The following is a 20392-nucleotide window of genomic DNA, read 5'->3' as shown; positions in this document are numbered from 1 at the left end:
GTGTAGGCAATCTGGTGCGGCGATAGCCGGACGTTCACGGTGAACAGCGTCGCGCCCATCATGGGGATTGCGAAGTAACTCTCCAGATACCGGTGGCTGTCCCAATCCATCACCGCGATAGTCGACCCGTGGCGCACGCCGAGGCCCTTCAGCGTCGAGGCGAGCCGGCCGAGGCGCCGCCGGAAGTCGCGGTAGCTGTAGCGGTGCTCGCCGCGAAAGGTAATCTCCTGATCGCCATACAGGCTCAGCGAGTTCGTCAGTAACTGCTTGACAAGCAGCGGATAGGCGTACGCCTCGGGCGTGCTGACGATCAGATTCTCGGACATAGCGACCTTCCGTGTGGTCAGGGCACCACGACGGCGTGACCATGCACCTTCTCGTCGTGAAGGTCGCGTAGGCCGATGGTGCGTCGTCAAGTGAGTAGATCCTCGATTCGACCTTCACCAGCCCGCCAGCCGCCAAGTCGATCGCTTCCAATCAATCGCAGGGCCTTCATGGCGCACCCGTTGTCGGTGACGGTCAGGCCGCGAGGAGGGCGCGGGACATCACGATGTGCTGAATTTGGTTGGTGCCCTCATAGATTTGGGTGATCTTGGCGTCGCGCATCATCCGCTCGACCGGGAAGTCGGTGGTGTAGCCCGCGCCACCGAACAGCTGCACCGCGTCCGTGGTCACCTCCATCGCCACGTCCGACGCGAAGCACTTCGACGCCGCGGAGATGAAGCCGAGGTTGGATTCGCCACGCTCCGCGCGGGCGGCCGCCTGGTACACCAGCATCCGCGCGGCCTCGACCTTCATCGCCATGTCGGCCAGCATGAACTGCACGGCCTGGAAGCTGCTGATCGACTCCCCGAACTGCTTGCGGTCCTTGGTGTAGGCGATCGCGGCGTCCACCGCGCCCTGGGCGATGCCCACCGCCTGGGCGCCGATGGTGGGACGGGTGTGGTCCAGCGTCGCCAGCGCGGTCTTGAAGCCGGTACCCGGCTCGCCGATGATCCGGTCGCCCGGGATGCGGCAGTTCTCGAAGTACAGCTCGGTGGTCGGCGAGCCTTTGATGCCGAGCTTCTTCTCCTTCGGTCCGACGGTGAATCCCTCGTCGTCCTTGTGCACTATGAACGACGAGATGCCGTTGGCGCCCTTGTCCGGGTCGGTCACCGCCATCACCGTGTACCAGCTCGACTTGCCGCCGTTGGTGATCCAGCACTTGGCGCCGTTGAGGATCCAGTCATCCCCGTCGGCCCTGGCCCGGGTCCGCATCGACGCCGCGTCGCTGCCGGCCTCGCGCTCGGACAGTGCATAGGACGCCAACGCGCTGCCGTCGGCGACCGAGGGCAGCACCTGCTTCTTGAGTCCCTCGGAGCCACGCAGGATCAGGCCCATGGTGCCCAGCTTGTTCACCGCCGGGATCAATGACGCCGAGGCGTCCACCCGGGCCACCTCTTCGATCACGATGCACGCCGCCACAGAGTCCGCACCCTGCCCGCCGTACTCCTCGGGCACGTGGACGGCGTTGAAGCCCGAGGCGGTCAGCGCGTCCGCGGCCTCCTGCGGGAATCGCGCATTCTCATCCACGTCGGCCGCGTGCGGGGCGATCTCCTTCTCCGCCAGCGCCCGAATCGCCGCCCGCAGCTCCCGGTGCTCCTCGGGCAGTTGGAACAAATCGAATGACGGGTTTCCGGCCCATCCAGCCATCTTTCGGCCTCCTTGCACTTCTCCGGTTACAGGCCGGCTACTGGCCGGTAACTTTACCCTGCCGCTGTTGCAGCGCCGCATCCTTGGCGCGCACCGCCTCTGCCAGCTGCTCCTGGTATGCCACGATCCGCGCCCGCAGCGCCGCGTCGGACGACCCCAGGATGCGCACGGCCAGCAGTCCCGCGTTGCGGGCGCCGCCGATGGAGACGGTGGCCACCGGAACGCCCGCCGGCATCTGCACGATCGACAGCAGCGAGTCCAGGCCGTCGAGGCGGGCCAGCGGCACCGGCACCCCGATCACCGGCAGCGGCGTGGCGGAGGCGACCATCCCGGGCAGGTGGGCGGCGCCGCCGGCGCCGGCGATGACCACCTCCAGGCCGCGGCCGGCCGCGCCGCGGGCGTAGTCGAACATCGCCTGGGGCGTGCGATGGGCGGAGACCACCCGGACCTCGACGGGAATGTCGAACTCGGCCAGCGCCTCGGCGGCGTCGGACATCACCGACCAGTCGCTGTCGCTGCCCATGATGACCCCGACGCGAGGCGATTCAGCCATGCGGATCCCATCCGTCCGTCCACTGCCCGTGTGACAACCAGTGTGCCGCCCGCTCGGCGCGTTCACGCAGCTCGGCCAGGTCCGTATCGGATCCGACGAAGTTGATGTGCCCCACCTTGCGTCCCGGCCGTTCGGCCTTGCCGTAGAGGTGAACCCGGGCATCGGGCATCCGCGCGAACAGGTGGTGCAGCCGCTCGTCGGTGGTCATCGCGGGCATCGCCGATTGCGGGGCGCCGAGCACGTTGGCCATCACCGTCACCGGCGCGATGGCGTCGGTGTCGCCGAGCGGATAGTCCAGCACCGCGCGCAGGTGCTGTTCGAACTGGCTGGTGCGCGCCCCGTCCATGGTCCAGTGCCCGGAGTTGTGCGGCCGCATCGCGAGCTCGTTGACCAGCAGTACGCCCTCGGTCGTCTCGAACAGCTCGACCGCCAGCACACCGACGACGCCGAGCTCGGCGGCCAGCCGCAACGCCAGCCGCTGGGCCGCCGCGGCCGTGTCGTCGCTCAGCCCGGGCGCGGGAGCGATCACCTGCACGCAGATCCCGTCCCGCTGCACCGTCTCGACCACCGGCCACGCGGCCCCCTGCCCGAACGGCGAGCGGGCCACCAGCGCCGACAGTTCGCGCCGCAGATTCACCTGCTCCTCGGCCATCACCGGCACCTCGTCGGCCAGGAAGGCGGCCGCGATCTCGCGGGCGTGCGAAGGGTCGCGGGCCATCCGCACTCCGCGCCCGTCGTAGCCCCCGCGGACCGCTTTCACGACCACGGGGCCGGCTATGCGTCGCGTGAAGTCATCGAGTTCGTCGAGGCTCCGGATCTCCGCATAGCGGGGCACAACGGCACCCAGCGCCTCCAGTCGCCGCCGCATGACGAGTTTGTCCTGGGCGTGCACCAGGGCCTGCGGCGGCGGCGCGACGTTGACGCCCTCGGCGACCAGCTTCTCCAGCAGCTCGGTCGGGACGTGCTCGTGGTCGAACGTCAGCACCTCGGCCCCGGCCGCGACCCGGCGCAGGTCTTCCAGATCGGTGTGCGAACCGATCACCACGTCGGGCGTGACCTGCGCGGCCGATTCGTCGGGCGCGGTGGCCAGCACCCGCAGCGTCTGCCCCAGCGCGATCGCGGCCTGGTGGGTCATGCGGGCGAGCTGTCCGCCGCCGACCATCGCGACTACGGGCGTGGGTCTGTTCGGCACGGCCATCATGGTGTCACGGCTTCCGGCGGCGCGGTGACCGGCCGAGACGCCCAATCGTTATGTAGCATTTTGCGTCGTTTTCGCGTTCATCCGTACACTGACATGTTGTGTCCTTCGCCGATGCCGCAATCTCGCGCCTGCCCGAGGCCATTCAGCCGTATTTGCTGCGCCATCACGAGCTGATCAAATTCGCCATCGTCGGGGGCACCACGTTCATCATCGACTCGGCGATTTTCTACACCCTGAAGCTGACGATTCTCGAACCGAAGCCGGTCACGGCCAAGGTTATCGCGGGCATCGTCGCGGTGATCGCGTCCTACGTCTTGAACCGGGAGTGGAGCTTCCGCCATCGCGGGGGCCGCGAGCGCCACCACGAGGCGCTGCTCTTCTTCGCCTTCAGCGGCGTGGGGGTGCTGCTCTCCATGGCGCCGCTGTGGTTCTCCCACTACGTCCTGCAGCTGCGGGTGCCCGAGGTGTCGCTGACCGTGGAGAACATCACCGACTTCATCTCGGCCTACGTCATCGGCAACCTGCTGCAGATGGCGTTCCGGTTCTGGGCGTTCCGGCGCTGGGTGTTTCCCGACGAGTTCGCCCGCACCTCCGACAAGGCGCTGGAATCCGCGCTCACCGCAGGGGGATTCGCCGAGGTCTTGGAGGACGCCATCGAGGGCGGCTTGGAAGGCGGCCTGGAAAATGGGAACGTCACGCTGTTGCGATCCTGGCGGAAGAAAGCCAGCCGATCCGGTCAGCTCGGCGACGCGTCGGGCCCAGCGGAACCCAGGGTGTCGAAAACTTCGTGATATAACAGCGAATGCACTTCGCGCAGGCGCGGAATGTCGTAGAACTCCAACGGATCTTGTGACGCCGACTCGATGATCAGAGTGCCGGTGCGAAACATCCGCTCGAAAAGCTTGTCCCGGAATTCCACGCTGTTGATCCGCGCCAGCGGGATGTCGATCCCGCTGCGGGTCAGCACCCCGTGCCGGAACATCACCCGCCGGCTGGTGACGACGAAGTGTGTTGTCAGCCAATCCAGGAACGGCCACAGCGTCAGCCAGCCGACGATCACCAGCCAGATCCCCCAGATGACCCCGTAGATGACGTTCTTGGCGAGCTGCTCCCAGTGCGTCGAGTTGAGGAAGCCGGATCCGAACGCGGCCAGCGCGGTCGCCAGCACCAGGACCAGCACGGGCCAGATCAGGCGCTTCCAGTGCGGATGGCGGTGCAGCACGACCTGCTCGCCGGCGGCCAGGGCGTTGTCCGGATAGCTCACGGGCCCGAAGCTACCGCAAATGCACCACGTCACCGGCCGAAACGACGACGGTCTGGCCCCCGGCCGCCCCTCCCGTTTCCACGCACAGCCTGCCCTGGTCGTCGATGGCGGTCGCGGTGCCGACGACCTCCTTGCCGCCGGGCAGCTGGGCGCGCACGGCGCGGCCGATGGTCAGGCTGCGCGCCCGGTAGTCGGCCGCCAGCGCCCAGTCGGCGCCGCGCGCCGCCCGCCAGCCCACGATCCGCCTGCCGAGCTCGGCCAACACCGCGCAGACCAGCCGGTGGCGGTCCGGGGCGGCCACGCCGAGGTCGAACAGCGAAGTCGCACCGGGGCCGTCGATCTCCTCGGGGGCCTGAGTCACGTTGAGCCCCAAGCCGATCACCACCACCGGCCGCGACACCTCGGCGAGGATGCCCGCCAGCTTGCCTCGCGAATCCGGCGGGCCGGCCAGCACGTCGTTGGGCCACTTCAGGCCCGCCTGCACCCCGGTCACCGCCATCACGGCGTCGACGATCGCCACGCCCGCGGCCAGCGACAGCCAGCCCCACCCCTCGGTCGGCACGTCGACGACGCTGACGCCCACCGACATCGTGACCTGGGCTCGCGGCGTGGCCGACCATCCGCGGCCGTGCCGCCCGCGGCCCGCCGTCTGGTGCTCGGCGATCAGCACGCTCCCGGCCACGTCGGTCCCCGCCGCCGCCCGGGCCAGCAGGTCGGCGTTGGTGGACCCGGTTTGCTCCACGACGTCGAGTTGGCGCCAGCCCAGCCCGGTCCCGATCAACTCGGCGCGCAGCGCGGCTTGATCCAACGGTTGCCGAAGCGAATCGCGATCCGTCACTCCACCCAGCCTAAAACTCCGGCCCGGGGGCTCCCGATACCATCGAGTCCCATGACAAGCGTTACCGACCACACGTCTCATACCGCTGAGCCCGCGCACGAGCACACCATCGACATCCACACCACCGCGGGCAAGCTGGCCGAGCTGCACAAGCGGCGGGAAGAGTCGCTGCACCCGGTGGGCGAAGAGGCCGTCGAGAAGGTGCACGCCAAGGGCAAGCTGACCGCGCGCGAGCGCATCTACGCCCTGCTGGACGAGGACTCCTTCGTCGAACTCGACGCGCTGGCACGGCACCGCAGCAAGAACTTCGGCCTGGAGAACAACCGCCCGCTCGGCGACGGCGTGGTCACCGGCTACGGCACCATCGACGGCCGCGACGTGTGCATCTTCAGCCAGGACGCCACGGTGTTCGGGGGCAGCCTCGGCGAGGTGTACGGCGAGAAGATCGTCAAGGTCCAGGAGCTGGCTATCAAGACCGGCCGCCCGCTCATCGGCATCAACGACGGCGCGGGCGCGCGGATCCAGGAGGGCGTCGTCTCGCTGGGCCTGTACAGCAAGATCTTCCGCAACAACATCCTGGCCTCCGGAGTCATCCCGCAGATCTCGCTGATCATGGGCGCCGCCGCCGGCGGGCACGTCTATTCCCCCGCCCTGACCGACTTCGTGGTCATGGTCGACCAGACCAGCCAGATGTTCATCACCGGACCCGACGTCATCAAGACCGTCACCGGTGAGGACGTCACCATGGAGGAGCTCGGCGGCGCCCACACCCACATGGCCAAGTCGGGCACCTTGCACTACGTCGCCTCCGGCGAGCAGGACGCCTTCGACTGGGTGCGCGACCTGCTCAGCTACCTGCCGCCCAACAACGCCACCGACGCGCCCCGCTACGCCGAGCCCGGCCCCGAGGGCCCCATCGAGGAGAACCTCACCGCCGAGGACCTCGAGCTGGACGCCCTTATCCCGGACTCGCCCAACCAGCCCTACGACATGCACGAGGTGATCACCCGCATCCTCGACGACGACGAGTTCCTGGAGATCCAGGCCGGTTACGCGCAGAACATCGTCGTCGGGTTCGGCCGCATCGAGGGCCGGCCGGTCGGAATCGTGGCCAACCAGCCCACCCAGTTCGCCGGCTGCCTGGACATCAACGCCTCGGAGAAGGCGGCCCGCTTCGTGCGGACCTGCGACTGCTTCAACATCCCGATCATCATGCTGGTCGACGTTCCGGGCTTCCTGCCGGGCACCGGCCAGGAGTACAACGGCATCATCCGGCGCGGCGCCAAGCTGCTGTACGCCTACGGCGAGGCCACGGTCCCGAAGATCACCGTCATCACCCGCAAGGCGTACGGCGGCGCCTACTGCGTCATGGGCTCCAAGGACATGGGCTGCGACGTCAACCTGGCCTGGCCGACCGCCCAGATCGCGGTGATGGGCGCGTCCGGCGCGGTGGGCTTCGTCTACCGCAAGCAGCTGAGCGATGCGGCCAAGGAGGGCCGGGACGTCGACGCGCTGCGTCTGCAACTGCAGCAGGAATACGAGGACACGCTGGTCAATCCCTACGTCGCGGCCGAGCGGGGATACGTCGACGCGGTGATCCCGCCGTCGTACACCCGCGGGTACATCGGCACGGCGCTGCGCCTGCTGGAACGCAAGATCTCCCACCTGCCGCCCAAGAAGCACGGGAACATTCCGCTATGACAGACCAGCCGGCCCAACCGCACCAGCCGCACGAGCCGCACATCCAGGTCCTCAAGGGCAAGCCGACCGACGAGGAGCTGGCCGCGCTGATCGCCGTGCTGGGCGGCGTCGGCGGCGGCGCCCCCGAGCCCGCCCAACCGGAGCGCACCCGCTGGGGGCTGCCGGTCGACCGGCTGCGTTACGCGATGTCCAACTACCAGCGGCTCACCATGCAGCAGATGACGCACATGAAGCAGTGACCCGGCTGGTGCTGGGGTCAGCCTCTTCGGGTCGCCTGAAGGTGCTGCGCCAGGCCGGCGTCGATCCGCTGGTCGTGGTGTCCGGCGTCGACGAGGATGCGATCACCGCGAGTTTGGGATCGGACGCATCGCCCGCCGAGGTGGTGTGCGCGCTGGCGGCCGCCAAGGCGGACCGGGTGGCCGGCGACGTGCCGAGCGCCGTCGCCGCGGATTGCGTTGTGCTCGGCTGTGATTCGATGCTCTGGGTCGACGGCCGGCTGTGCGGCAAGCCCGGCTCGGCCGAAGCCGCCGCGGGCCAGTGGCGGCTGATGGGGGGCCGGTCCGGCCGGCTGCATACCGGGCACTGCCTGCTGCGGCTGAGCGGCGATGCAATCACCCATCGCGAAGTGGAATCCGCTTGCACCACAGTGCGTTTCGCCCAGCCGGCGGACGCGGATCTGCGGGCGTACGCGGCCAGCGGCGAGCCGCTGGGCGTGGCGGGCGGATTCACGCTCGACGGGCTGGGCGGCTGGTTCGTCGACGGGATCGACGGCGACCCGTCGAACGTGATCGGCGTGAGCCTGCCGCTGCTGCGGTCGCTGCTGGGACGGGTGGGGCTGTCGGTGGCCGCGCTGTGGGCCGGTAGCTGAAGCCGAGCGTCGACTTGTTTGGGCTAAATCAGCGGATTCCCAACAACAAGTCGACGTTGGGCGGGGACCAACGGGGTGGGTAGGCTCGGGTCGTGTCCTTACCCCCCGATCCAAGCCCCTCCCTGACGGAATACGCCCATCCCGAGCGGCTGGTCACCGCCGACTGGCTGTCCGCCAACATGGGCGCCCCCGGCTTGGTGATCGTCGAGTCCGACGAGGACGTGTTGCTCTACGACGTCGGCCACATCCCCGGCGCGGTCAAGATCGACTGGCACACCGACCTCAACGACCCCAGGGTCCGCGACTACATCAACGGCGAGCAGTTCGCCGAGCTGATGGACCGCAAGGGCATCGCCCGCGACGACACCGTGGTGATCTACGGCGACAAGAGCAACTGGTGGGCGGCCTACGCGCTGTGGGTGTTCACCCTGTTCGGCCATCCCGACGTCCGCCTGCTCAACGGCGGGCGCGACCTCTGGCTGGCCGAGCGCCGCGAAACCACCCTGGACGTCCCGACCAGGACGTCGACCGGGTACCCCGTCGTGCGGCGCAACGACGAGCCCATCCGCGCGTACAAGGACGACGTGCTGGCCATTCTCGGCAGCCAGCCGCTGATCGACGTGCGCTCGCCCGACGAATACACCGGCAAGCGCACCCACATGCCGGAATACCCCGAGGAGGGCGTGCTGCGCGGCGGGCACATCCCCACCGCCCGGTCGATCCCGTGGGCCAAGGCCGTCGACGAGAGCGGCCGATTCCGCAGCCGCGACGAGCTCGAAGAGCTCTACGGCTTCCTGCAGCCGGACGACAAGACCATCGTCTACTGCCGCATCGGCGAGCGTTCCAGCCACACCTGGTTCGTGCTCACCCATTTGCTGGGCAAGCCGGGGGTCCGCAACTACGACGGGTCGTGGACCGAGTGGGGCAACACCGTGCGCGTGCCGATCGTCGGCGGACCGGAACCGGGAGCCGTGCCCGTCCGATGAGCCTGCCCACGCCGCTGGCTGAGGTGGTGTCCGACTTCAGCGAGGTCGAGGGCCAGGACAAGCTGGCGCTGCTGCTGGAATTCGCCAACGAGCTTCCGGCCCTGCCGCCCGAGCTGGAAGAGGCGGCGATGGAGCCGGTGCCCGAATGCCAGTCGCCGCTGTTCCTGCACGTCGACGCCAGCGACCCGAGCCGGGTGCGGCTGCACTTCAGCGCGCCCGCCGAAGCGCCGACCACGCGGGGGTTCGCGTCGATCCTGGCCGCCGGCCTCGACGAACAACCCGCCGCCGACATCCTGGCGGTGCCGGAGGATTTCTACACCGATCTGGGCCTGGCCGCTCTGATCAGTCCGCTGCGGCTGCGCGGCATGTCGGCCATGCTGGCCCGCATCAAGCGCCGGCTGCGCGAGACGGCCTGATCAGAAACGGATTGGACACCGGGTATCAGCGTCTACGGCGCGGCGCATAAACTTCCCGGGACAAGACTTGTAAGAAATTCTCTTAGAGACGTACAGACGTGCAGACGTCCAGCCGACAGGAGGCGCAGTGGCTAGTCACGCCAGCTCGAGGATCTCCAAGGTGCTCGTCGCCAACCGCGGTGAGATCGCTGTCCGGGTGATCCGCGCGGCCCGTGATGCGGGCCTGCCCAGCGTGGCGGTGTATGCCGAGCCCGACGCCGACGCGCCGCACGTGCGGCTGGCCGACGAGGCGTTCGCCCTCGGCGGCCAAACCTCCGCGGAGTCCTACCTGGACTTCGGCAAGCTCCTCGACGCGGCGGAGAAATCCGGCGCCAACGCGATCCACCCCGGCTACGGCTTCCTGTCGGAGAACGCCGACTTCGCCCAGGCGGTCATCGACGCCGGCCTGATCTGGATCGGCCCCAGCCCGCAGTCGATCCGCGACCTCGGCGACAAGGTCACCGCCCGCCACATCGCCGCCCGCGCCCAGGCCCCGCTCGTGCCCGGCACGCCCGACCCGGTCAAGGACGCCGACGAGGTGGTGGCCTTCGCCAAGGAGTACGGCGTGCCGATCGCGATCAAGGCGGCCTTCGGCGGCGGCGGCAAGGGCATGAAGGTGGCCCGCACCATCGAGGAAATCCCCGAGCTGTACGAGTCGGCCGTCCGCGAGGCGGTGTCGGCCTTCGGCCGGGGCGAGTGCTTCGTGGAGCGCTACCTCGACAAGCCGCGCCACGTCGAGGCGCAGGTGATCGCCGACCAGCACGGCAACGTCGTGGTCGCCGGCACCCGCGACTGCTCGCTGCAGCGCCGCTTCCAGAAACTGGTCGAGGAGGCGCCCGCGCCGTTCCTGACCGACTTCCAGCGCAAGGAGATCCACGACTCGGCCAAGCGGATCTGCAAGGAGGCGCACTACTACGGCGCCGGCACCGTCGAGTACCTGGTCGGGCAGGACGGCCTGATCTCCTTCCTGGAAGTCAACACCCGCCTGCAGGTCGAGCACCCGGTCACCGAGGAGACCGCGGGCATCGACCTGGTGTTGCAGCAGTTCAAGATCGCCAACGGCGAAAAGCTCGAGATCACCGAAGACCCGGCGCCGCGCGGGCACGCCATCGAGTTCCGGATCAACGGCGAGGACGCCGGCCGCGGTTTCCTCCCGGCGCCCGGGCCGGTCAGCAAGTTCCACCCGCCCGCCGGGCCCGGCGTGCGGCTGGACTCCGGAGTCGAGACCGGCTCGGTGATCGGCGGCCAGTTCGACTCGATGCTGGCCAAGCTGATCGTGTACGGCGCCGACCGGCACGAGGCGCTGGCGCGCGCCCGGCGGGCCCTGGACGAGTTCGAGGTCGAGGGCCTGGCGACGGTGATCCCGTTCCACCGCGCCGTGGTGTCCGACCCGGCGTTCATCGGCGACGACAACGGCTTCTCGGTGCACACCCGGTGGATCGAGACCGAGTGGAACAACACCGTCGAACCGTTCACCGGCGGCGAGCCGCTGGACGAAGAGGACGCCCGGCCCCGCCAGAAGGTGGTCGTCGAGGTCGGCGGCCGCCGGCTCGAGGTGTCGCTGCCCGGTGACCTGGCGCTGTCCAACGGAGCGGCCGACCCGGCCGGCGTCATCCGCAAGAAGCCCAAGCCGCGCAAGCGCGGGTCGCACGCGGGCGCGGCGGCCTCCGGCGACGCGGTGACCGCGCCGATGCAGGGCACCGTGGTCAAGGTCGCCGTCGAGGAAGGGCAGGAGGTCGCCGCCGGCGACCTGGTGGTGGTCCTCGAGGCGATGAAGATGGAAAACCCGGTCACGGCCCACAAGGAGGGCACCATCACCGGGCTTGCGGTCGAGGCCGGCGCGGCCATCACCCAGGGCACGGTGCTGGCCGAGATCAAGTGAAGCCCGCAGGGGTCTGACCAGCGCTCCTGGGAATTACTTAGGAGAACGTTGTCGGCCCGCCCCCACCGCGGGTAGGGTTCAGGTCAGGTTGAGTTCACAGCCGCCCGGATAGCGTCGGGGGCGCGGGGTACGCGAACTCCCGGGTCTTGAACCTTCGGTAACCACCCGACGTCATCCACAGCAGATCCTCCCAATGATGGAGACAAGCATGTCTGTGGCCCAATCTTGGCAACAGAGCCGCACGGCTCAATTCAGCGCCCGCTGGGGTGCGCTGGGCACCGTGATCACCGTCGACGGTGAGCTCGACGCCGCGAACGCCGATCAGCTCGCGGCCTATGTGCAACGCAGCGTCAGGCGTTCCCGACGGGTGATCCTCGACCTTCGCGGCCTGGAATTCATTGGTACAGCGGGCTTTTCGGCGCTGCACCGGATCAACGTCGCGTGCTCGTCCGCGCAGGTCCGCTGGGCCATGGTGCCCAGCGCGGTGGTGGAGCGGTTGTTGCGCATCTGCGACCCCGACGGCACCCTGCCCGTGACGACGCCGCACGCGGAGCCGCTGCTGAAGCCGACCCGGGCGGGCGGCGAAGGGGCGCGACCGCTACTGCAACTGGTCCCGCAGCCGCGTTAGCGACTTGGCCAGCAGCCGGGACACGTGCATCTGTGAGATGCCCACCCGCTCGGCAATCTGGGTCTGCGTCATCGACTCAAAGAACCTGAGCACCAACACCATTCGCTCCCGCTCGGGCAGCGCCTCGAGCAACGGGCGCAACGCCTCCCGGTCCTCGATGCGGTCGAGGCCGGCATCCACGTCACCCAGGGTGTCGGCAATGGCGCGGGCGTCGTCGTCGTCGCTGCCGCCACCGGTGTCGATGGACAACGTGTTGTAGGAGCTGCCCGCCACCAGGCCCTCGACGACCTCGTCGCGTTCCATCCCGAGTTCTGAGGCGAGTTCGGTCGCGGTCGGCGCCCGGCCGAGCCGTTGCGACAGATCGGCGGTGGCGGTGCCGAGCCGCAGGTGCAGTTCCTTCAGCCGCCGCGGAACCTTGACCGACCAGCTGTTGTCGCGGAAGTGCCGGCGGACCTCCCCCATGATCGTGGGCACCGCGAAGGAGACGAAATCCGAGCCGGTCTCGACGTCGAAGCGGACGACCGCGTTGACCAGGCCGACCCGCGCCACCTGGACCAGGTCGTCGCGGGGCTCGCCCCGGCCCTCGAACCGTCGGGCGATGTGGTCGGCCAGCGGCAGGCACCGCTCCACGATCTTGTCGCGCTGGCGCTGGAATTCCATCGAGTCGGGGGCGACGCCGACCAGTTCACGGAACATGTCCGGGACATCGGCGTACTCGTTCGGCCGCGAAACCGAACCGCCTGCAGCTCGCGCTGTCACCTGCTAGAGGCCGCCCGTCGCGCAGTCAGCGTGATACCGAAGACACTGCCGGTCTCACCGGGCTCGCGACCGTCGTGGAAAGTCTGGACTTCGTCGGCCAGGGACGTCAGCACATGCCAACTGAAGCTGCCCGGCGCCACCACGTCGTGCGTGTCGCACGCCGCGGAAGCCTCCACCACCAATTCGTCGTCGTGCGGGTCGACCACGACGACCAGCGTCGCGTCCGGCGTGGCCGAGCGGATCAGGCGGGTGCACACTTCGTCTACCGCCAGCCGCAGGTCGGCGACCGCGTCGAAATCCAGGTCCTCGAAGGTGCCGATGGCACCGACCAGCGTGCGCAGCATCGCCAGGTTCTCCAGGCGTGCCGCAACGTGCAATTCGACGGCGCGATGGCCGCGTTGACGCTTGTTGACGCGCGATCCCGCATCGGTCATATGGTCTCCCGGCAATGTCGGCTCGACATTACTACTGCTGCGCAGCCCGCCGTCGACCGTTGGTTCCAACCGGTTGGTCATGCGGCACGACCGGGATCGCGCTGGTCAAAGCGATCGTTCTGGCAGTAAACGACTATGTCGGTGTCTTCGCGATTCTGTCCCCCGCGGGGCAACGACGCTAACGCAACGCTTCCGGCACTCATCATGGTGTAGAGCTGATACCCATTTGCAGCGGCGAGTAATCCGGAAAAGCGGGTCAGCTCCTTAACAGGCGCAACGTCGGGACCTACACTGAATTGCATGAAGCAGGCTCTGCTTCGCGCAGTTGTGCTTCTCGCATCCTGGTCGGTCGGACTGCTGGTGGCGGCCCGAGTGGTGCCCGGCGTGTCGGTGTCGGTGCCGGGGTTCGTCGTCGCCGTGGTGTTGTTCACGGTCGCGCAGGCGGCGCTGTCGCTGCTGATCGTCAAGTTGCCCCGCGCTTACGCGTCGCTGCTGCTCGGGGGCACCGGCCTGGTACTCACCCTGGTCGCGCTGGCGCTGGCCTCGGTATTCACCCACGGGCTCACCATTCGCGGTGTCGCGTCCTGGGCCGCCACGACCGTCGTCGTGTGGCTGATAACGACGATCGGGGCGATATCGCTGCCCGAGGCGCTCGCCCGCGATCGGGCCGTCGCGACCTGACCGGATCCGGCGGACGACGAAAGGAGAGGTGATGAGCGACAGGCATCGCGATCCGACGGATCATTTCCGGACCACGCAACCGCACGCCGGTTTCACGATGAAGGACAACCTCTACTGGCCCGGTTTGATCCTGTTGGCCGTCGCGGTGGCCGGGATGATCAGCATGACGGCGGCCGCCGCCTACGGGCACTACGAGTGGCTGGCCACCACGAGCCTGGTCGCCGTGCTGGGAACGATCGCGGGCGCGTTGTGGTTCGTGGTGGAGCATCGCCGGGTGGCCCGCATCGACGAGCAGTGGCACCTGACCGCGGAAGCCCACACTCCGCCGCAACGGGGCGCCGTCAGACAGGAGCCCGCGGGGACCTGAGCTCACAGGGCCAGCACCGGGCCGGCGATGGGCGAAAAACCCAGGCCGAGCGCCACCACCATCAGCGTCCACAGAAACCAGCCGGCGCCGTGCCATGCCCACCAGATGCCGTGGGCCTTCCACACCTGGTAGGTGCGCAGGAAAGCCCAGAGCCCACCGGCCATCAGAATCAACGGACCGCCGAACGCGAGCATCGTGCGCTGCGGCGCGCCACAGGCCACCGTGTCCACGCCCGTTCCCGGGCAGGTGCTGACCCACAGTGCGGCCAGCACCACGAAGCCGACGCCGGCGGCCGCGGCGAGCACGGCAAAGCGGATGGCGGCATGCACCTCGCCGCCGTCCTGCCCCAAGCGGTCGCCGGGCGACTGCTCATGCGCTCTCTGCATCAAAGCCCCTCATGCTCGCTGCTTTGAGTTTCATCGTTTGCCGCGTCGCATTAGTTACGTGCGCCCCGATGATTTTTGTGCGCGTTTCGCGCGCATTCGGCCCCTCTTTGACCAGTGCCCCTGGCGGGAGGGTCGCACCGGAACAGATACCCGGCGACGACCCCCGGCAAACCGCGTCGGTGCCTGCGCGCGCCGAGCGGGCGGTGTCGATCCACGACGCCAACCGGCCTCAACGACGGGCCGGCGCAAGGGCTTTCGGCGGGCTAGGCGGCGGGCGGCGCCGCGATGGCGCTGGGGTCCGGCGCATTACCGCAGGCGCGGGGCGCGCAGCCCGGGTCAGCGCAGTGTGGCGGCCGTCTCATTCCATATGAGTACTATCTGACACATGGTGACAGCCAGGAGGAGGCTATCCCCTGAGGACCGGCGGGCCGAGCTGCTCGCTTTGGGGGCAGAAGTCTTTGGGAAGCGACCCTACGACGAGGTCCGCATCGACGAGATAGCCGAGCGCGCGGGGGTGTCGCGCGCGCTGATGTATCACTACTTCCCCGACAAGCGGGCGTTCTTCGCCGCCGTCGTCAAGGACGAGGCCGACCGCCTGTACGAGGCCACCAACAACCCGCCACCCGCCGGCCTGACCATGTTCGAGGAGATCCGGACCGGTGTGCTGGCCTACATGGCCTATCACCAGCAGCATCCGGAGGCCGCGTGGGCCGCCTACGTGGGCCTCGGCCGGTCCGACCCGGTCCTGCTCGGCATCGACGACGAGGCCAAGAACCGCCAGATGGAACACATCATGTCCCGCATCGGCGAGGTCGTCAGCGGGATGCCGGACACCAGCGCGCTGCAGTTGGGGGTCGAGCGGGACCTGCGGGTGATCATTCAGGGCTGGCTGGCGTTCACCTTCGAGATCTGCCGTCAGCGCATCATGGACCCCACGACCGACGCCGACCGGCTGGCCGACGCCTGCGCGCACGCGCTGCTCGACGCCATCGCCCGGGTGCCGGAGATTCCGAACGAGCTCTCGGAGGCGATGGCCACCGCGAGGCTGTAGAAACCCGAAGGTTTTGTGTCGGTGGGCATTGGCACCATGGTGGGGTGAGCACCCGCACCCATCCGCCGCCGGACCCGTTGGACCGGTTCAGCGCGATCACGCGCGAGTGGTTCCACAACACCTTCGCAGCGCCGACCAGGGCGCAGGCGCAGGCGTGGGACGCCATCGCCAAGGGTGACAACACCCTGGTGATCGCGCCGACCGGATCCGGCAAGACGCTCGCGGCGTTCCTGTGGGCTCTGGACAGCCTGGCCGGGTTGGCCACTCTTCGCGCCGGGCCGGAACGGCCGGCCGGCACACGCGTGCTGTACGTTTCCCCGCTCAAGGCGCTGGCGGTCGACGTCGAGCGCAACCTGCGCACCCCGCTGACGGGGCTCACCCGGATCGCCGAGCGCCATGGGCTGCCCGCGCCCGACATCAGCGTCGGGGTCCGCTCCGGCGACACCCCGCCCGCCGCGCGCCGTCAGCTCATCGCGCACCCGCCCGACGTGCTGATCACCACCCCGGAGTCGCTGTTTTTGATGCTGACCTCGGCCGCCCGCGACACCCTGGCGGGCGTGCAGACGGTGATCGTCGACGAGATTCACGCCATCGCGGGCGGCAAGCGCGGCGCACACCTCGCGCTGTCGCTGGAGCGGCTGGACGACCTGCGCTCCGGCTTTTCTCAAGCGCGGCCCGCGCAGCGCATCGGGTTGTCGGCGACCGTGCGCCCGCCCGAGGAGCTGGCGCGGTTCTTGTCCGGTGGAGCCCCCACCATTCGGACAACGGTAGTGGCCCCGCCGTCGGCCAAGACGCTCGAGCTGACCGTGCAGGTCCCGGTGCCCGACATGGCCAACCTCGCGAACAACACGATCTGGCCCGACGTCGAGGCGCGCCTGGTCGACCTCATCGAATCGCACGGCTCGACGATCGTGTTCGCCAACTCGCGCCGGCTGGCCGAACGGCTCACCGCCCGGCTCAACGAGATCCACGCCGACCGGTGCGGGGTCGAGCTCGCAGGCGACATCAACAGCAAGGTGCCGGGCGGGGCGCCGGCCCACATCATGGGCAGCGGCCAGACGCTGGGCGCCGATGCCGTGCTCGCGCGCGCCCACCACGGTTCGGTGAGCAAGGAACAGCGCGCCCTGGTGGAAGAGGACCTCAAACGGGGGCTGCTCAAGGCGGTGGTGGCGACGTCGAGCCTGGAGCTGGGCATCGACATGGGGGCCGTCGACCTGGTGATCCAGGTGGAGGCGCCGCCGTCGGTGGCCAGCGGCCTGCAACGCATCGGGCGGGCCGGCCACCAGGTCGGCGAGGTGTCCCGGGGCGTGCTCTTCCCCAAGCACCGCACCGACCTGATCGGGTGCGCGGTGACGGTGCAGCGCATGCTCGCCGGCCAGATCGAGACGATGCGGGTGCCCGCCAACCCGCTGGACATCCTGGCGCAACAGACCGTGGCGGCCGCCGCGCTCGAGCCGCTGGACGCCGACCGGTGGTTCGACACCGTGCGGCGCGCCGCCCCGTTCGCGACGCTGCCGCGTAGCGTGTACGAGGCCACCTTGGACCTGTTGAGCGGCAAGTACCCGTCCACCGAATTCGCCGAGCTGCGGCCGCGCCTGGTCTACGACCGCGACACCGGCACGCTGACCGCGCGGCCCGGCGCGCAGCGGCTGGCGGTGACGTCCGGCGGCGCCATCCCCGACCGGGGGCTGTTCACCGTGTACCTCGCCACCGAGTCGGAAAAGCCGTCGCGGGTCGGTGAACTCGACGAGGAGATGGTCTACGAGTCGCGTCCGGGCGACGTCATCTCGCTGGGCGCCACCAGCTGGCGGATCACCGAGATCACCCACGACCGGGTGCTGGTGATTCCCGCGCCGGGTCAGCCGGCCCGGTTGCCGTTCTGGCGCGGCGACGACGTGGGCCGGCCGGCCGAGCTCGGCGCCGCGCTCGGCGCGTTCACCGGCGAGCTGGCGGCACTCAAGCGCGCGGCATTCGACAAACGTTGCGGCGCTTTGGGTTTCGACGCCTACGCGACCGACAACCTTTGGGGGCTGCTGGACGAGCAGCGGACCACGGCCGGGGTGGTGCCCACCGACACCACCCTACTGGTCGAGCGGTTCCGGGACGAGCTGGGCGATTGGCGGGTGATCCTGCACTCGCCGTACGGGCTGCGGGTGCACGGACCGCTCGCGCTGGCGGTGGGCAGGCGGCTGCGCGAACGCTATGGCATCGACGAAAAGCCGACCGCCTCCGACGACGGCATCGTGGTGCGCCTGCCCGACACCGACCTTTCCGGCGAAGACGGTGCCCCTCCCGGTGCCGAACTCTTCGTCTTCGACGCCGACGAGATCGACCCGATCGTCACGGCCGAGGTGGGCGGCTCGGCGCTGTTCGCGTCGCGGTTCCGCGAGTGCGCGGCCCGCGCGCTGCTGCTGCCCCGCCGGCACCCGGGCCGTCGCTCGCCGCTGTGGCACCAGCGCCAGCGCGCGGCCCAGCTGCTGGACGTGGCGCGCAAGTACCCGGACTTCCCGGTGGTGCTGGAGACCATCCGCGAATGCCTGCAGGACGTCTACGACGTCCCGGCGCTGGCCGGGCTGATGACCGGCATCGCCCAGCGCAGGGTGCGGGTGCTCGAAGCGGAAACGGCCAAGCCCTCCCCGTTCGCGGCGTCCCTGTTGTTCGGCTACGTCGGCGCCTTCATGTACGAGGGTGACACCCCGCTGGCCGAGCGCCGGGCCGCGGCGCTGGCGCTGGACAGCACGCTGCTGGCCGAGCTGCTCGGCCGGGTGGAGCTGCGCGAGCTGCTCGATCCCGAGGTCATCGCCGCGACCGGCCGGCAGCTGCAGCACCTGTCGGCCGACCGGGCCGCGCGCGACGCCGAAGGCGCCGCGGACCTGCTGCGACTGCTGGGCCCGCTGACCGAGGACGAGCTCTCGGCGCGCGCCGGCGGCGCCGACGTCGGGGGCTGGCTGGAGGGGTTGCGGGCCGCCAGGCGCGCGCTGACGGTGTCGTTCGCCGGCCGCAGCTGGTGGGTGGCCGTCGAGGACATCGGCCGGTTGCGCGACGGGGTCGGGGCCGCGGTTCCGCTGGGCGTGCCGGCGGCCTTCACCGAGGCGGTGGCCGACCCGCTGGGCGAGCTGCTGGGCCGCTACGCGCGCACGCACACCCCGTTCAGCACGGCCGAAGCCGCCGCCCGGTTCGGCCTGGGGCTGCGGGTCACCGCCGACGTCTTGGGTCGGTTGTCCGACCCAGGTTCTGCCGGCAAGCTGTTGCGCGGCGACTTCGTCGGCGCGGCCGAAGGCTACGGCGCCGAGCAGTGGTGCGACGGGGAAGTGCTGCGCATCCTGCGGCGGCGCTCGCTGGCGGCGCTGCGCGCGCAGGTGGAGCCGGTGAGCACCGCCGCCTATGGGCGCTTCCTGCCGGCCTGGCACCACGTGACGTCGCCCCAGTCGGGCATCGACGGGCTGGTCTCGGTGATCGATCAGCTGGCCGGCGTCCGGATGCCGGCCTCGGCGATCGAGCCGCTGATCCTGGCGCCGCGGGTCCGGGACTACTCCCCCGCGCTGCTCGACGAACTGCTCGCCACCGGCGAGGTCACCTGGTCGGGCGCCGGGTCGATCTCGGGCAGCGACGGCTGGATCGCGCTGCACCCGAGCGATTCCGCGCCGTTGACGCTGGCCGGCCCCGCCTCGCTCGAGCTCACCGACGTCCACCGCGCGATCCTGGACACGCTGGCCGGCGGCGGAGCGTACTTCTTCCGTCAGCTCGCCGGGAGCGGGCTTTCCGACGCGGCGCTCAAAGACGCGCTGTGGGAGCTCATCTGGGCCGGCTGGATCACCGGCGACACGTTCGCGCCCGTCCGCGCCGTCCTGGGCGGCGCGGGAGCCCGCAAACGCTCCGCGCCGGCGCACCGGACGCACCGCCCGCCGCGATTGAGCCGCTACAGCGTCGGGCACGCCCAGCACCGCAGCACCGACCCGACCGTGGCCGGGCGATGGTCGGCGCTGCCGGCCCCGGAGCCGGACTCCACGGTGCGGGCCCACCATCAGGCCGAGCTGCTGTTGAACCGCCACGGCGTGCTCACCAGGGGCGCGGTGGCTGCCGAGGGCGTGCCGGGCGGTTTCGCGACGATCTACAAGGTGCTGGGCACCTTCGAGGAGGCCGGCAGGTGCCAGCGCGGCTACTTCGTCGAGTCGTTGGGCGGCTCCCAATTCGCCGTCGCATCCACCGTCGACCGGTTGCGCAGTTACACCGACGGCATCGACCCGGAGCGCCCGGAGTACCGGGCCGTCGCGCTGGCCGCCGCCGACCCGGCCAACCCCTACGGCGCCGCGCTGCCCTGGCCCGCCGCCGGCGCCGAGGGCGCGCGGCCCGGCCGCAAGGCGGGGGCGCTGGTCGTGCTGGTCGACGGCGAGCTGGCCTGGTTCCTGGAGCGCGGCGGGCGGTCACTGCTGACGTTCACCGACGACCCCGCGGCCCACCATGTGGCGGCCGCGGCACTGGCCGACCTGGTCGCCGCCCGGCGCGTCGCGTCGATCCTGGTAGAACGCATCGACGGGACGCCGGCGTTGCAGCCCCACGACGGGCCCGGCCAGGTGGCGGACGCCCTGCACGAAGCCGGATTCGTCCGGACCCCGCGCGGAGTGCGCTTGCGATGACGTCTGGAA

At 69.8% G+C, this 20392-nt stretch carries 21 protein-coding genes; 12 read left to right on the top strand and 9 right to left on the bottom strand.

Annotated features, from left to right (window positions below):
- From VMD50_RS18815 to VMD50_RS18800, 4 genes are all read right to left on the bottom strand, one after another.
- The coding region (locus tag VMD50_RS18815) for an AMP-binding protein (protein WP_325429512.1) at positions 1-326 on the bottom strand (326 nt) is incomplete at its 3' end.
- Positions 327-519: 193 nt separating this feature from the next.
- The gene (locus tag VMD50_RS18810; RefSeq protein WP_325429510.1) at positions 520-1692 is read right to left on the bottom strand and encodes an acyl-CoA dehydrogenase; all 1173 of its coding nucleotides are present in this window, start codon (positions 1690-1692) and stop codon (positions 520-522) included.
- Between the two features lie 37 nt (positions 1693-1729).
- On the bottom strand, positions 1730-2245 hold the full coding sequence (gene purE, locus VMD50_RS18805) for a 5-(carboxyamino)imidazole ribonucleotide mutase (protein ID WP_325429508.1): 516 nt from the start codon (positions 2243-2245) through the stop codon (positions 1730-1732).
- On the bottom strand, positions 2238-3446 hold the full coding sequence (locus VMD50_RS18800; protein ID WP_325429506.1) for a 5-(carboxyamino)imidazole ribonucleotide synthase: 1209 nt from the start codon (positions 3444-3446) through the stop codon (positions 2238-2240). Before VMD50_RS18800 ends, purE begins: the two co-directional genes overlap by 8 nt.
- Before the next feature lie 98 nt (positions 3447-3544).
- Between VMD50_RS18800 and VMD50_RS18795 the strand changes: the two genes are divergently transcribed.
- Positions 3545-4237, top strand: coding sequence for a GtrA family protein (locus tag VMD50_RS18795; protein ID WP_325429504.1), 693 nt, complete (start codon positions 3545-3547; stop codon positions 4235-4237).
- Here VMD50_RS18795 and VMD50_RS18790 read toward each other — a convergent pair.
- Positions 4183-4710, bottom strand: a complete 528-nt coding sequence (locus VMD50_RS18790) for a PH domain-containing protein (RefSeq protein ID WP_325429502.1) — start codon at positions 4708-4710, stop codon at positions 4183-4185. The genes VMD50_RS18795 and VMD50_RS18790 overlap by 55 nt on opposite strands.
- A gap of 10 nt (positions 4711-4720) precedes the next feature.
- Positions 4721-5548 (bottom strand): biotin--[acetyl-CoA-carboxylase] ligase, encoded by an 828-nt coding sequence (locus tag VMD50_RS18785; RefSeq protein WP_325429500.1) that lies wholly within the window; start codon positions 5546-5548, stop codon positions 4721-4723.
- 51 nt (positions 5549-5599) lie between these two features.
- On the opposite strand from VMD50_RS18785, the gene VMD50_RS18780 reads away from it, so the two are divergent.
- From VMD50_RS18780 to VMD50_RS18750, 7 genes are all read left to right on the top strand, one after another.
- Positions 5600-7249 (top strand): acyl-CoA carboxylase subunit beta, encoded by a 1650-nt coding sequence (locus VMD50_RS18780; RefSeq protein WP_325429498.1) that lies wholly within the window; start codon positions 5600-5602, stop codon positions 7247-7249.
- The gene (locus tag VMD50_RS18775) at positions 7246-7488 is read left to right on the top strand and encodes an acyl-CoA carboxylase subunit epsilon (protein ID WP_325429496.1); all 243 of its coding nucleotides are present in this window, start codon (positions 7246-7248) and stop codon (positions 7486-7488) included. The genes VMD50_RS18780 and VMD50_RS18775 overlap by 4 nt, the downstream gene beginning before the upstream one ends.
- On the top strand, positions 7485-8117 hold the full coding sequence (locus VMD50_RS18770) for a Maf family protein (RefSeq protein ID WP_325429494.1): 633 nt from the start codon (positions 7485-7487) through the stop codon (positions 8115-8117). The genes VMD50_RS18775 and VMD50_RS18770 overlap by 4 nt, the downstream gene beginning before the upstream one ends.
- A gap of 92 nt (positions 8118-8209) precedes the next feature.
- Positions 8210-9103 carry a sulfurtransferase gene (locus VMD50_RS18765; protein ID WP_325429492.1) on the top strand — a complete coding sequence of 298 codons (894 nt, stop codon included), beginning with the start codon at positions 8210-8212 and terminating at the stop codon, positions 9101-9103.
- The gene (locus tag VMD50_RS18760; RefSeq protein ID WP_325429490.1) at positions 9100-9519 is read left to right on the top strand and encodes a SufE family protein; all 420 of its coding nucleotides are present in this window, start codon (positions 9100-9102) and stop codon (positions 9517-9519) included. The genes VMD50_RS18765 and VMD50_RS18760 overlap by 4 nt, the downstream gene beginning before the upstream one ends.
- A gap of 127 nt (positions 9520-9646) precedes the next feature.
- Positions 9647-11440 carry an acetyl/propionyl/methylcrotonyl-CoA carboxylase subunit alpha gene (locus VMD50_RS18755; RefSeq protein ID WP_325429488.1) on the top strand — a complete coding sequence of 598 codons (1794 nt, stop codon included), beginning with the start codon at positions 9647-9649 and terminating at the stop codon, positions 11438-11440.
- Between the two features lie 196 nt (positions 11441-11636).
- Positions 11637-12068 carry an STAS domain-containing protein gene (locus VMD50_RS18750; RefSeq protein ID WP_325429486.1) on the top strand — a complete coding sequence of 144 codons (432 nt, stop codon included), beginning with the start codon at positions 11637-11639 and terminating at the stop codon, positions 12066-12068.
- Here VMD50_RS18750 and VMD50_RS18745 read toward each other — a convergent pair.
- Entirely contained in the window at positions 12039-12827 is a 789-nt protein-coding gene (locus VMD50_RS18745; RefSeq protein WP_325429484.1) for an RNA polymerase sigma factor SigF, read from the bottom strand. The genes VMD50_RS18750 and VMD50_RS18745 overlap by 30 nt on opposite strands.
- Positions 12824-13261: an ATP-binding protein gene (locus VMD50_RS18740; RefSeq protein ID WP_325429482.1), complete on the bottom strand. Its 438-nt coding sequence runs from the start codon at positions 13259-13261 to the stop codon at positions 12824-12826. Before VMD50_RS18740 ends, VMD50_RS18745 begins: the two co-directional genes overlap by 4 nt.
- A 300-nt stretch (positions 13262-13561) precedes the next feature.
- Here VMD50_RS18740 and VMD50_RS18735 point away from each other — a divergent pair, with 300 nt between their 5' ends.
- Together VMD50_RS18735 and usfY are read left to right on the top strand one after the other, a co-directional pair.
- Positions 13562-13942, top strand: coding sequence for a hypothetical protein (locus VMD50_RS18735; protein ID WP_325429480.1), 381 nt, complete (start codon positions 13562-13564; stop codon positions 13940-13942).
- Positions 13943-13973: 31 nt separating this feature from the next.
- A complete protein-coding gene (gene usfY, locus VMD50_RS18730; RefSeq protein WP_325429478.1) occupies positions 13974-14309 on the top strand; it encodes a protein UsfY in 336 nt (111 codons plus the stop codon).
- Between the two features lie 2 nt (positions 14310-14311).
- Here usfY and VMD50_RS18725 read toward each other — a convergent pair whose 3' ends face one another.
- Positions 14312-14695 carry a hypothetical protein gene (locus VMD50_RS18725; protein WP_325429476.1) on the bottom strand — a complete coding sequence of 128 codons (384 nt, stop codon included), beginning with the start codon at positions 14693-14695 and terminating at the stop codon, positions 14312-14314.
- A 385-nt stretch (positions 14696-15080) separates the two neighbouring features.
- Between VMD50_RS18725 and VMD50_RS18720 the strand changes: the two genes are divergently transcribed.
- On the top strand, positions 15081-15746 hold the full coding sequence (locus tag VMD50_RS18720) for a TetR/AcrR family transcriptional regulator (RefSeq protein WP_325429474.1): 666 nt from the start codon (positions 15081-15083) through the stop codon (positions 15744-15746).
- 44 nt (positions 15747-15790) lie between these two features.
- Positions 15791-20383 carry an ATP-dependent helicase gene (locus VMD50_RS18715; protein ID WP_414686117.1) on the top strand — a complete coding sequence of 1531 codons (4593 nt, stop codon included), beginning with the start codon at positions 15791-15793 and terminating at the stop codon, positions 20381-20383.
- Positions 20384-20392: the final 9 nt, after the last annotated feature.

It is taken from the genome of Mycobacterium sp. (assembly GCF_035506235.1).
Classification (GTDB): Bacteria; Actinomycetota; Actinomycetes; order Mycobacteriales; family Mycobacteriaceae; genus Mycobacterium.
Note: the sequence above shows the minus strand (reverse complement) of the source record. Positions and strands in the feature narration are given on the sequence as shown.